Raw genomic sequence first — 13,118 nt, forward strand, 5'->3', positions numbered from 1 at the left:
CAAGCATAATAACGATATGACTCATATTTAGAGAATATTATGGCAAGCAATGCTTATCAAAAATTTTATCGTCAATTTACAAAAAAAATCTTAGATAAAATCGTCAGCCCACAAGTTTTAGGCGATACAAAAACTCTTGAAAATACAGTTAATGATCCAAACACAGCTAATTTTCCGATTTGCTATGTCATTCAAGATGACTCAACTTCAAATAAAGTCTTGATCGACAATGAAACAGAAAAAAGAAAACTCAGCCCTGCTTTTGCGCCACTTAATCTAGGGGCAGATTATCAGGAAGAGGATCGTTTTATCACCTTAGAACCAACCAAAAGCAATGCTTCTGCATACTACCCGGATAAAATTATTCGCTTAGTCGAATATTTATTGAAACATCCTGAGCAAGATGTACTTTTAGTGCCAACAACGATTTTATGGGGACGTGCACCAGAGAATGAAGATAGCTGGTATAAAGCATTGATGACCGATGCTTGGGCTAAACCAACGGGCATTAAACAAGCACTGAATATTACCCTCTATGGCCGTAATAATTATATTGAATTCCATCAAGCAGTTTCTTTACGCCAGTTAATTAACTCAGCCATTGAACTCACACCCAATTTTTCACCAGCACACTATGTGGTGACTGAGCTCAATAAACAATTTAATGGCTATAAAGAAGCAATTCTTGGTCCTGATATTTCAGATCGTCGCAATGTGATTAACAAACTCATGCTGAGTGATGCGGTCAAAGAAGCCATTCTCAATGAAAGTATTCATAAAAAAATCAGCATCAATGAGGCCGAAGCACTCGCGCATAAATACCTCGATGAAATCGTCTCTGATTTTTCTTATTCGACCTTACGCTTTGCTGAAATTGCTTTAACTAAATTGTGGACCCAGCTCTATGATGGTATCGAAGTACATAATTTCGATACGGTTCGTGAACTTGCCAAAGATTATGAAATTGTCTATACCCCTTGTCATCGCAGCCACATTGACTATTTGTTATTGTCTTATGTGATTTATAACCGTGGCTTGATGGTTCCCCATATTGCAGCAGGTATTAATTTAAATATGCCAGTGGTTGGGCAACTGATGCGTGGTGCAGGTGCATACTTTATTCGACGTAGCTTTAATGGTAATGCGCTTTATACCGCTGTTTTTAAAGAATATATCTACAGTATGCTCAATCGAAATACACCGATGGAATACTTTATTGAAGGTGGTCGTTCTCGTACTGGACTTTTATTGCCGCCTAAAAAAGGGATGCTCGCAATGACCATCCAAAGTTATTTGCGTGGGAATAGTAAACCGATTGCCTTTATTCCGACTTACTTTGGATATGAAAAACTGATCGAAGGCAGTTCATACATAAAAGAACTGGGTGGACAGAAAAAACAAGCTGAATCACTATTTGGACTACTTAAATCTATTCAAAAGATTGAAAAAGTCTTTGGTGTTGTCCACGTCAATTTAGGTGAACCAGTTTTCCTGGAAGAGATCTTAAAAAAGAACAATGCACCTCAACGTGTTGCTTTGCATGAAGAGATGCCTGAGTCTGTTAAAGCCACGGTCAATGATGTTGCATGTGATATTTTGGAAAATATCAATAAAGCCGTAGTGATTAATCCTATCAGTTTGATTTCTCTGGTCTTATTAAATGCACCAACGCATGCTTTGGCAGAGCGTGAAGTATTGGTACGTTTAGAACAATTCCGTAATCTACTCAAACAGCATCGTTATGATGAGCGTATGCAAATCACTGAGCTTTCCAACACAGAAATCATTCAATATGCCATGAAGCTTAAACAAGTTGAATTGATTGAGCATGATAATGAACGTTGGGTGAAAGTCAGTGATATACAGGTGGGCTTGCTTAAGTATTTCAGTAATAACATTCTGCACACGTTTATCCTGCCAGCACTGATTGCCAAAGTATTGCGTGTTGAAACAGAGCAGCAGCAATTTGAGATTTCAAAATCTGATTTATATACCCAAGTCATCGAACAATACCCACTTATACAAAAAGCTTTCTTTTTAAAATGGGATGAGTCTGAGATTGAGAGTGAAATCACACAAATTGTCGATTATTTTGTTGTGGAGAAATTAATCACACTTGAAGCAGATGAAAGCATTAAAATTTCAAATGCAGATCCTAAAATTCGTTTACTTTCCGCGCTTGCTCATTTGTATGATGTCAATGTCGTGAAAGAACCAGAAAAAGAAAGCAAAGAGAAATAATCTTTTAAGCTTTGACGATGATCCGCAATAAAAAAGTTCCTTCAACCATTTGGATAAGGAACTTTTTTTATAAGCGTATATAGCTCATAGAAATATGACTAATTGATTTACTTTAAAGCAAAAAATGATTTTTAGTTATTACTTAGACGTTTTTCTTAGTCCGTTTTAAATGCAATAAAACCATGATAATTCAATACTTGAGCAAAGTTTTCCACACGCTTAAAACCTGCTTGCAAATACAAAGCGCTCATTTCATCAACAGAAATTAAAGCAAAATCTTGTTCAATACGATCTGCCATAAGTTGCGCCTGTTTTTCTGTTAATCCTGTTGCTAAACTCAGATTTTTTAAAGCTTGTAATTGTTTGGCATTCGAAATTTCCATCAATTCATAACTTAAACATAGACCAGTACTGCTTAGGTGATTTGCAATATCTTTTAAAAATTGTGCTTTTGCATCAACTGGAACAAAATGTGAAACCAAGATAGCCAAAACCACATCAAAATTCTCATCAACTTGTTTAAGAACAGATGTATCACCTTGCACAAACTGAATTCGAGAACAAAGCCCTAAATCTGCTATATGTTGTTTGGCTTTATCAATCATATTTGCTGCAGGATCGATTGCTGTAAAATTCCAATGAGGAAATTGCTCAGCCAAATATTGCAGTTCATAACCTGTACCACATCCCACAACTAAAATCTTCGCTTGAGTCGATACATAGCTCTTTAATACAGCATGGACTTGTAAATGTATCAGTTCATAACCGGGAATTAATTTACGAATATGTACATCATATCCTTCAACTACAACTGGATTATTAAAGTCCTTTGCCATTTCTTTAAGCCTTGCAATGATGATTAATATTATTCCTGAGGATGTTTGACTTTCACTGCTTGTAAACAAAAATCAGCGATTTGTTTTACAAAATACTCTTTATAACTTTTATCAAAACGCTTGGTCTTGGCGATACTTAAAGGTTCAATCACAACAAAAGTCATTGCACCCACGATGCACAATGCCGTGGTGTTTAGATCCTCAAAAATAAACTCGCCTGAATGACGTCCTTCGGTCAAAATTTTAATAATACTTTCTTTAATCAATTGCTTACTTTGAAAGCGTTCTAACTCAAATTGAGGATCGACAGGTTCAAACAATAAAGAATAAGACAGTCGAGGGCTGTTCATTGCCCTTTTTACAAAGGTTGTAACGGCGCGATCTAGTTTTTCTAGCGCGCTGAGTTGGGTATGTGCAATATCATTGAGAATATTGACTTCGATATGAATCGCCGCATTTAAAACTTCAATCAGTACCTGATTTTTATTTTCAAAATAACGGTAGACCAGACCACTTGATACGCCTGCCCGATCCGCAATCGCTTGAATTTGTGCATCTTTAAATCCTCCTTGTGCAACCAGTTCTCGTGCAGACAATAAAATCATCTCGCGGTTCTGTTGCATTTTCTCTTCCATGACAGAGGATCTTTTATAGTTCATAGCGATACGTAAATTCCATTCCAAATAAACTGGCAGCGAATAGTTTACCCTGTTGGTACTACAAGGTAATTCAGATTAAATACTAATAAATTTTGCAGCAATAAGCTATCTACCCAGATCGCTTCATTCAATATTTAATAAATCATTGATCAACTTAGTTATCTTGTTGAGGTTATTTTGTACTATTGCTGATCTATCAATTCCTGATCAATCAAAGCAGTCATTTTAAATTAATTCGGTTGGAAAATAATCTTTTTTAAATCAGCGATTGATCCTTCAATATTCATCAATGATCTAAGGCAACTTCTTAAGACAATGCACATATGAATTGTCCGATAATCCCCCCTTAAATTGGTCATTACACCCCTTTATTAAATCCAGTAAAAATGATTCACTAAAATCATAAAGCTTTCAGATAAAACTTAAATAAACTAATAGCTTAACTTCTATTATTCACTATAGTTTTGTCTGAATTTTATATGCGAAATAAAAAAAACATTCAAGGAAAGAAAAGCATGAAAACTCAATCACTCATTCTCAGTATCCTCAGCATTTTACCCACTGCTTATACTCATGCAGCCGCGATGGATCAATCTGGTCAATCGATACTGGCGTTTCTTGAAGACAAGAATTATTTCGAAGCCGGTATTGCCACAGTTGACCCGAAAGTATCAGGTAAAGTTCGAAATCGACCTGATTTAATCAATGCAGGCAGCAATGATTTGAGTACAGGTGATATGGCACAATCATATCAATACTATAATGCAGCATTAAAACTGCAAATTGCGCCAAAAGTTTCCTTTGGGCTCATCTATGATCAACCTTATGGTGCTGCAATCGAATATCCTTTACGTAGCAATAATACCTTCTCTGATACTGAAATCAGTATGAAAGGTACCCTTGCGGATGTTGATACTCAAAATATTGCGATGCTATTTGGTTTTCAGCCAGATGCTCATTTTAACCTCTACGGCGGTGGCGTATACCAGACAGTCAAAGGCAAAGTGTCTTTACGTGGTAATTCGATGAGTGTGTTTAATGGCTATGATGCTAACTTTAAACAAGATAGTGCTGTTGGATGGCTTGCTGGTGCTGCTTTTCAGATTCCTGAAATTGCTTTAAAGGCAGCCGTGACTTATCGTTCTAAAATTAAGCACAAAATAGATGCTCAAGAAACCATTTTTGGACAACCTTTAGCATTCACTCCTGATAAAGATACAGAAATCAACACGCCACAATCGGTAAATTTAGATTTTCAAACAGGTGTTTATAAAGATACGCTGGCATATTTAAATGCGCGTTGGGTAAATTGGAAAGATTTTAAAATCCGTCCAACACAGTTTGGCGCACTCACTGAACTGGCAACAGCTGAGTTAAGCCAAGGCCTATATGCTGGTGGATTTAATCTTGATGACTATCAAAAAGACCAATACAGCATCACTGTTGGTTTAGGACATCAATTTACACAAAAATGGGCTGCGTCGGCTGATGTTTCATGGGATTCTGGTACTGGAAATCCTGCTTCTGTATTGAATCCTACCAAAGGCGGTTGGGGCTTAGGGTTGGGTGTTCAATACAACCCTGCTGACAATTACTTTATCGCAGGAGGCATCAAATATATTTGGATTGGTGATGCCACGGCACAAGATGGTACCTATTACATTCCGGTACCCGGTGCTTCAGAAATTGCCCAACAAGGCGATTATCGAGACAACAATGCCATAGGCTATGGTTTAAAAATAGGTTACCGTTTCTAATGCTCAATGCATGATCTTGTTAAAATTATTTTTTAGCGTAGACTTCATTCTAGTGTATATACTTGAGAATGAAGTCTTTTTATTTTTATTCAAAGACAAATTCATTTTTCCGTCACTTGTATACGCTATAAATTTTAATGATCAATATGAATAAACCTCAGCAAAAAACCAACTTAAATTAAAGGATCTGAATATGAAATTATTACGTTTAATTCCAATTCTCGCTTTAGGCACTATCTTAACCGCATGTGGTGGTATGCCAAAGGAATGTGAAGAATCTTGGAGGCATATGGAAGACTTGGCAAAACAAAGTGGCATTCCTGAAGATTCACTAAAAGAACAGAAGAAAGCCTTTGAAGAAGAAATTAAAAAGTTATCTAAAGAAGATGCTATTCAAGCCTGTAAAGCGCAGTCTTCAATCATTGGCATGGTTAAGTAATTTATCTTTGATCTACAAAATGGATGCTTCTGTTTGCAGGCATCCATTTTTGCCTGTAAATAAAAACTCAAACTTTAATTTTGCCATTTTAATCGTCACAATTTTTTGCTTCACTATAAATAAACATTGGGCCTAAATCATAAGTCTGATCATTCCTTTTCACTTGTGGAATGAATGCACTTGAAATTGAACCATCTAAATATAAAGCTTGATCTGTTTTAAGCTGCGACTTAAAAATATCAGCAAAATTATAAAAATTAATTTTTCCACGACTTATCACAAAATACAGTTGATTATTTTTAATTCCCACCCCATTGCGAACTTTTAATGAATCTGAGTTTTTAACGAAAATTGGATTGATCTCACCATTGATCAATAACATTGGACCAGATTGTGTAGCATAGCGAGCTTTAAAATTAGATTTAAGATATTGCTCTGTGGTTTTAATCACAGCTTGCTTATTGTTCCAAGCAACCACACCATTGGGTTGCATAAAAAAATTACCAAATTTGTTTTTTTGTTGGTTTAATTCTATTTGTTGTTTACCTTGTTCAATGTACAAGCCTACTGGTGCAAAATTAGGGTGATACATTCCTGCATTCATGGCAAAACTGATCTGGCATTTTTTACGCTCTTTTTGCACAGCTGCGAACTTTTTATAGATTTGCCCTTGTTGGTTTTTTAAAAATAGTTGTAGCTGATCTAGATCATCGATACGAACAGCATCTGCGATCACCTTCTTGTCTTTGATTATTTTGATATAGTCAGTATTGGCATTGACTTGAAAGGAAAGTGCACTTAATCCCATCATGCTTATCAGCGCATATACCCCAGTTTTCAAATTCATAACATCCCCATGCAAAGCGTTATATTTTATCGTGTGATCTATTGAATAATGAAGGCTAATTAGCACTTTTAATGCATTTTTTTACTTAATTATCACTTTAAGGGCTATCAAATTCATTTTGCATGGTTATAATCAAACTATCCTTTCAATTAAATACATGTGTACACTTTATTTGAACTGAGTGGAATATGCAGACAAAACAAATAGCTAAATACCCTTTAGGTGCGCATTTAATCGTCAAACATTTTGGCTATAGCCATCATGGAATCTATGCTGGAAAAGGTCGTGTTATACATTATTCTGGGCTGGCACATTTTGTAAAAAAACGCCCAATCGAAATCACTTCACTTGAAAAATTTTCACATGGTAAAGTGATCCGTGTCCGTTACTATGATCAACCTAAGTTTTCTGGTCGTCATGTGGTCCGACGTATGCGTACACGCATGAACGAAAACAGCTATCATTTGATTATCAATAATTGTGAACATCTGTGTAGTTGGGCAATTACAGGAGTTGAAAGTAGTCCTCAAGTGGTAAAAATGATGAACCGTTTAACCACGATTGGCTATATCAGTTCAATCATGACCTATATGAATGGCTTATTTTTAACAGTTGCAACCACCTGTTTTGCTTTAGTTTTATATATAAAAATGAAACTCAGGGCTCAGTCAAAATTAAAACTTCCAACCTATTTATCACTTAAAGAACAGCAACCTAAAAAGTAAAATACTCAGCTAGGTTTATCATATGACATTAGGCAAAAGCCCTGATTTTAAATCACCATTAAAATGGTGGAAATTTGTCTTCAACCAATTTGAGTTCTAATCCGTGTTCCAAATAAGCTTTTAAACCATCCAGCACTGTGGTGAATCCCCCAGTTGCATCTATAATAAATTGAATCAGTTCAGAGCCTTGCAACGAAATATCGTAATTTCTAATTTTTAAATAGGTGTGCTCGGGGCTGATTTCTTCAAATATAAAATCTACCGATGTTTTGGGTTCACCCCAAGTAATTTGAATCAATTTATTTTCAATAATGTTAAATACCATAACCTTTGAGCTGACTTGATACTTATCCCAACTCCATTGCACAATTTTGCCTTCTTTTAGGGGTCCTGTAGAACGACTAAACCAGAATTTTGAAGTAATTTCAGGGTCAATAAATGCATTAAAAACCGCAGAGACGGGTTTACGAATTAACATTTGAGTTTCAATGGTTGGATTCATTCTTATTACTCTTCTAAGCTTATATAGAACTATATGGATAACAAAGTGATACTGATAACATAAGTGCTATGTAATCAGTATCATGTTTTTGTTAACAAATTTAACGAATTAGTTTTGAATAAGTGATGATTCAACAATGCTCTGATAGCGCTCTGAAAATTGACCATTCCAATACGGGTAATATGGATATGCTGGATGAACCGCACTGACTTGATTTAAACGCTGTAATTGTGAATCCGTAAGCACTAGATCTTTTGCGATTAGATTATCTTGCAGTTGTTGTCGATTTCGAGCACCAATCAGTACAGTAGACACTGTAGCTCGTGTTAACAGCCATTTTAAAGCAATTTGTGGGACTGAATATCCCGTGTCTAATGCAATCTGTTTTAATGCGTCTATCACTTGATAGAGATATTCTTCGTTTACAGGTGGCGCAAATTGTGCTGTTTCATGTAAGCGACTATTTTCAGGCAAAGGATGATCACGATCAAACTTACCTGTCAAACGTCCCCATCCCAAAGGACTCCACACAACAGCACCTATATGCTGATCATGATTTAAAGGCATCAGTTCCCATTCATAATCCCGACCTATCAATGAATAATACACCTGGTGTGCCACTATTTTTTCATAACCATAACGATCTGCAATCGACTGCGCCTTCATCAATTGCCAGCCTGAAAAATTAGATGCCCCGATATAACGAACTTTTCCACTTCGGACCAATTCATCTAAAGTTTTCATAAGCTGATCTAGCGAAGTAAAGCTATCAAACTGATGTAACTGTAAAACATCGATATAGTCTGTATTTAAGCGTTTTAACGATTGTTCTACTGCATGAATTAAATAATGACGACTCAATCCGACCTGATTCACTTGCTGATTGGTACGAAGCGCAACTTTAGTTGAAATAATCGCATTGTGCCGATAAGGCGCTAATGCAATTCCAAGCATTTTTTCAGATTCACCGTCTGAATACACATCGGCAGTATCAAAGAAATTAATTCCTGCATCTATACATGTGGTAATCATTTGATTGGCTTCTTTCTGCCCTGCTTGTCCCCATGCAGAAAATAGAGGACCTTTTCCTCCAAAGGTTCCAGCACCGAATCCCAACTCAGATACTTTTAAACCAGAATTGCCTAAAAAATTATATTTCATGATCATTCACCTTGATTGAATAATGTGTTTCATCACAAAATAACAACTTGGTATTATTTTAAAAATCAGGATAATGAGGAATTACTTTTTCGATTTTATGGAAAATGAATACACAAGACTTCCAATTCTTCTTACGTGTCGCAGATTTAGGTTCAATCAGCCAAGCGGCAAAAGAAGCCAATATTGCAGTTTCAGTGGCAAGTCAACGAGTGCAAAGGCTTGAAAATCAGCTCAGTCTTAAACTCTTTTATCGTACGACACGGAAACTAAGTCTGACCGAAGAAGCCAAAATATTGATTGAGCAAGGACGACCACTTCTCGATAATTTCCAGACATTAACCGAAAATTTAAAGCTTCAAGATCAAAAACTTTCAGGAAGCATCAATATCACAGCTTCCGCAACCTTTGGTACACAGATACTGGTTCAGGTTATTGCTGAGTTTTTAAAACAACACCCTGAATTATTAATCAATTTAGATTTAAATGACCAAAATGTAGATCTTATTACCAAAGGTATGGATCTTGCGATTCGCATTGGCAAACTACAAGATTCTTCTTTCATCGCAAAACCATTATCTATCAATAAACGCTTACTTTGTGCTGCACCTGAATATCTCGCTAAATTTGGTATCCCCAAACGTTTAGAAGATTTACAACAACATCGTTGTATCGTGCAGCGTCATCAACAAGGCATCAGCAATACATGGAACTTTCTGGATCACAGTAACCAAAATAGAAGATTAGATATCCAGGTAAATGGCTATTTTATTACCAACTCAGGCGAAGGGATTCGTCAGGCATCTTTGGCAGGGCTCGGCATATCCAATCACTCGCTTTGGCATGTCAAAAACGATTTAGATTCAGGAGAACTGGTTCATGTGCTTCCTGATTTAAGGGTAGAACCCACTGCTATTTATGCTGTTATTTCAGATAAAAAATTAATCTCTGATAAAGTAAAAGTTTTTATTGAGTATTTACAGGATTACTTTAAAGAATTCTAATGATGATTTGGCTAACGTTATCTGTTATTCCAGATGACAAACATAATCTACAACTTCGCTGGATTGCAGACTAAAACGGCTATTTGCAGGAACAGTAAAAGACTCTCCAGAACTGTAAACTTCCATTTCTTCTTGATCTGCTATCCGAACCAAGCATTTTCCAGAGACAATCTCAATGCGCTCAGTCACATGAGTTTCAAAAGTTAAAGGTTTCTCTGTGGGTAAAATTACCCCCAATGTTTTCTTCGAACCATCTTTGCATTCGATAAGATAACTGATTGATCGCCCTTTATAATGAATATTAGGTTTAATATGGACCGTAACAAAATCAAATTGGGAAGACATATATTTGTCCTGATTATTATTTGTGCATTTACTATATCGCTTTTCTATAGCATTCCTCAATCAATTTTCAATAGCATAAAAAAAACCTAGCCGAAGCTAGGTCTTAAATCATGATTTTATTCAGGATTGAATAAAATTATTTACCCGGTTTAAAGCTATCTTTCAAATCTAAGACACGGTTAAACACAGGTTTATCTGCTGAATGATCATATTGATCCGCAACAAAATAACCCTCACGCTCAAACTGGAACCGATCTTCTGATTGCGCTTGAGCCAAAGCAGGCTCGATCACCGCTTGAAGTACCGTTAAAGATTCTGGATTTAAATTTGCCAAGAAATCATCATCTGCATCTGGTGCAGCTTCGGTGAATAAACGATCGTAAACACGAACCTCAGCAGGAATCCCTTTCGACGCAGAAACCCAATGAACAACACCTTTCACTTTACGACCTTCTGGGTTTTTACCTAAAGTTTCAGGATCAATTGAACATTTCAACTCGATCACTTCGCCATTGGCATCTTTAATCACTTCATCACACTTGATCACATAAGCATGACGTAAACGTACTTCACCCTCAGGAACTAAACGTTTAAAACCTTTTGGTGGAACTTCTTCAAAGTCTTTACGATCAATAAAGATTTCAGAGGTTAAAGGAATAATACGATCGCCCATATCTACATTTGGATGACGTGCATGGCTTAAATCCAAATCTGCTGGCAAGTTGGTCAAAGTCACTTTTAATGGATTTAAAACAGCCATACCACGTGCTGCTGTATTTTCAAGAGATTGACGAATACAGAACTCAAGCATAGCCACATCAACGATACCATCTGTTTTAGACACGCCTACACGCTTACAGAACTCACGTAACCCTTCAGGGGTAAAACCACGACGACGCATGCCCACCACAGTTGGCATCCGTGGATCATCCCAGCCATGAACATAGTTACCTTCTACCAATTTACGTAATTTACGTTTAGAGGTAATCGTATAATCTATATTTAAACGGCTAGATTCATACTGACGTGGAACTGATTGTGAATGTACTTTCTCAACCACCCAATCATAAAATGGGCGATGGTCTTGAAACTCTAAGGTACATAATGAATGAGTAATCCCTTCAATCGCATCTGACAATGGATGAGCATAGTCATACATTGGGTACATTTTCCATTTATCACCAGTTTGGTGATGTTCTGAATGAAGTACACGATATAGAATTGGATCACGCATATGTACATTTGGTGAGGTCATATCAATTTTGGCACGTAATACTGCTTCACCCTCAGCCAATTCACCATTGTTCATTTTTTCAAAACGAGCAAGGTTTTCTTCAATAGATGCATCACGATAAGGTGAGTTTTTACCTGGCTCGACAAAATTACCACGGTTAATTCTAATTTCTTCTGGGCTTTGTAGATCTACATAAGCATCGCCTTGTTTGATCAACTGAACTGCCCAAGCATGTAATTGGTCAAAATAGCTTGATGCATAGCGAGGTTCGCCATTCCACTCAAAACCTAACCATTTTACGTCATTGGCAATACCATCAACATATTCTTGTTCTTCAGCATCTGGGTTGGTGTCATCAAAACGCAAGTTACACAAACCATCGTATTCTTGAGCGATGCCAAAATTTAAGCAAATAGCCTTTACATGGCCAATATGTAGATAACCATTTGGCTCAGGTGGAAAACGTGTAACAACTTTTTGTGTACGGCCCGCTGCCAAATCCTCTGTAATGACTTGGCGTACAAAATCTAAGCCCGCTTGTTGTTCTTGCTGCGCATTATCGACAGGGCTTGGACTATTTGTCGGGGTTTTCGGCAGTTCTGAAACAACATCATTTGGCTTCATAGTTGATAAATCACTTCTAAAAGTTAAAATTGAATATAGAAAATGTGATTTTATCCTTTTTTAACAAAAGAATTTCACATTTTTACTTGCTATGTAGTTTACAGTTTGCTTATGCTTCTCTCAACCAAAAACCCATGACATTTTTAGTCATGATTAGGAGATTATAGAATGAGTTTTCCTCAAGTCGAATTAAACACCAACAAAGGACGCATTGTTCTTGAACTTAACTCTGAAAAAGCACCAAAAACTGTTGCTAACTTTTTAGAATATGTTCGTGATGGTTTTTATGATGGCGTAATCTTCCATCGTGTTATTGATGGTTTCATGATCCAAGGCGGTGGCATGGATGAAAACTTCAAAGAAAAAACCACACGTGATTCAATTGAAAATGAAGCGGACAATGGTTTAAGCAATGACGAAGGTACGATTGCAATGGCACGTACTCAAGCGCCTCACTCTGCTTCTGCACAATTCTTTATCAATGTAAAAAACAACTCTTTCCTTAACCATACAGGTAAAACTGCTCAAGGTTGGGGTTATGCAGTATTTGGCAAAGTAACTGAAGGTTTAGACATCGTTGAAGCAATCAAAGGCGTTCGTACAGGTAACCGTGGTTATCATGCTGATGTTCCTTTAGAAAACATTGTGATTGAATCTGCAAAAATTATCTCTGAATAATTTATAAATCCTCCCGAAGCTGACTTTTAAATAAAGGAATACTGTTCCCTTTACAAAGCAAGCTTGGGA

General features: G+C 36.5%; 13 protein-coding genes. 6 read left to right on the forward strand and 7 right to left on the reverse strand.

The genetic code is table 11. The features are described from left to right. The first annotated feature begins 39 nt into the window (after positions 1-39). Positions 40-2,241, forward strand: a complete 2,202-nt coding sequence (gene plsB / locus ASC84_RS02695) for a glycerol-3-phosphate 1-O-acyltransferase PlsB (protein ID WP_056511469.1) — start codon at positions 40-42, stop codon at positions 2,239-2,241. Between the two features lie 155 nt (positions 2,242-2,396). Here the strand turns inward: plsB and ASC84_RS02700 are convergent, their stop codons facing one another. Together ASC84_RS02700 and ASC84_RS02705 are read right to left on the reverse strand one after the other, a co-directional pair. Continuing rightward, the gene (locus ASC84_RS02700) at positions 2,397-3,077 is read right to left on the reverse strand and encodes a class I SAM-dependent methyltransferase (protein WP_056511471.1); all 681 of its coding nucleotides are present in this window, start codon (positions 3,075-3,077) and stop codon (positions 2,397-2,399) included. 29 nt (positions 3,078-3,106) lie between these two features. Further along, positions 3,107-3,736 (reverse strand): TetR/AcrR family transcriptional regulator, encoded by a 630-nt coding sequence (locus ASC84_RS02705; protein WP_056511474.1) that lies wholly within the window; start codon positions 3,734-3,736, stop codon positions 3,107-3,109. 515 nt (positions 3,737-4,251) lie between these two features. Between ASC84_RS02705 and ASC84_RS02710 the strand changes: the two genes are divergently transcribed. Together ASC84_RS02710 and ASC84_RS02715 are read left to right on the forward strand one after the other, a co-directional pair. After that, entirely contained in the window at positions 4,252-5,493 is a 1,242-nt protein-coding gene (locus tag ASC84_RS02710; RefSeq protein ID WP_056511476.1) for an OmpP1/FadL family transporter, read from the forward strand. A 193-nt stretch (positions 5,494-5,686) separates the two neighbouring features. Further along, the gene (locus tag ASC84_RS02715) at positions 5,687-5,932 is read left to right on the forward strand and encodes a hypothetical protein (RefSeq protein ID WP_056511479.1); all 246 of its coding nucleotides are present in this window, start codon (positions 5,687-5,689) and stop codon (positions 5,930-5,932) included. A gap of 88 nt (positions 5,933-6,020) precedes the next feature. Here the strand turns inward: ASC84_RS02715 and ASC84_RS02720 are convergent, their stop codons facing one another. Next, positions 6,021-6,779, reverse strand: coding sequence for a phosphodiester glycosidase family protein (locus tag ASC84_RS02720; RefSeq protein ID WP_056511482.1), 759 nt, complete (start codon positions 6,777-6,779; stop codon positions 6,021-6,023). Between the two features lie 188 nt (positions 6,780-6,967). Here ASC84_RS02720 and ASC84_RS02725 point away from each other — a divergent pair, with 188 nt between their 5' ends. Next, the gene (locus ASC84_RS02725; protein ID WP_004821822.1) at positions 6,968-7,504 is read left to right on the forward strand and encodes a lecithin retinol acyltransferase family protein; all 537 of its coding nucleotides are present in this window, start codon (positions 6,968-6,970) and stop codon (positions 7,502-7,504) included. A gap of 58 nt (positions 7,505-7,562) precedes the next feature. Here ASC84_RS02725 and ASC84_RS02730 read toward each other — a convergent pair whose 3' ends face one another. Continuing rightward, positions 7,563-8,006, reverse strand: a complete 444-nt coding sequence (locus tag ASC84_RS02730; RefSeq protein ID WP_056511483.1) for an SRPBCC domain-containing protein — start codon at positions 8,004-8,006, stop codon at positions 7,563-7,565. 108 nt (positions 8,007-8,114) lie between these two features. Then, positions 8,115-9,167 carry an aldo/keto reductase gene (locus tag ASC84_RS02735; protein WP_056511486.1) on the reverse strand — a complete coding sequence of 351 codons (1,053 nt, stop codon included), beginning with the start codon at positions 9,165-9,167 and terminating at the stop codon, positions 8,115-8,117. A 104-nt stretch (positions 9,168-9,271) separates the two neighbouring features. Here ASC84_RS02735 and ASC84_RS02740 point away from each other — a divergent pair, with 104 nt between their 5' ends. Beyond that, positions 9,272-10,168 (forward strand): LysR family transcriptional regulator, encoded by an 897-nt coding sequence (locus ASC84_RS02740; protein WP_056511490.1) that lies wholly within the window; start codon positions 9,272-9,274, stop codon positions 10,166-10,168. Between the two features lie 24 nt (positions 10,169-10,192). On the opposite strand, the gene ASC84_RS02745 is transcribed toward ASC84_RS02740, so the two are convergent. Continuing rightward, positions 10,193-10,513, reverse strand: coding sequence for a pyrimidine/purine nucleoside phosphorylase (locus ASC84_RS02745; RefSeq protein ID WP_004719963.1), 321 nt, complete (start codon positions 10,511-10,513; stop codon positions 10,193-10,195). Positions 10,514-10,649: 136 nt separating this feature from the next. After that, the gene (locus tag ASC84_RS02750) at positions 10,650-12,371 is read right to left on the reverse strand and encodes a glutamine--tRNA ligase/YqeY domain fusion protein (RefSeq protein WP_056511495.1); all 1,722 of its coding nucleotides are present in this window, start codon (positions 12,369-12,371) and stop codon (positions 10,650-10,652) included. Positions 12,372-12,539: 168 nt separating this feature from the next. Between ASC84_RS02750 and ASC84_RS02755 the strand changes: the two genes are divergently transcribed. Next, positions 12,540-13,049, forward strand: coding sequence for a peptidylprolyl isomerase (locus tag ASC84_RS02755; RefSeq protein WP_004821835.1), 510 nt, complete (start codon positions 12,540-12,542; stop codon positions 13,047-13,049). The last annotated feature ends 69 nt before the right edge of the window (positions 13,050-13,118 follow it).

The sequence above is a fragment of the Acinetobacter sp. Root1280 genome, from assembly GCF_001425285.1.
In the GTDB taxonomy this organism is placed as follows: Bacteria; Pseudomonadota; Gammaproteobacteria; order Pseudomonadales; family Moraxellaceae; genus Acinetobacter; species Acinetobacter guillouiae.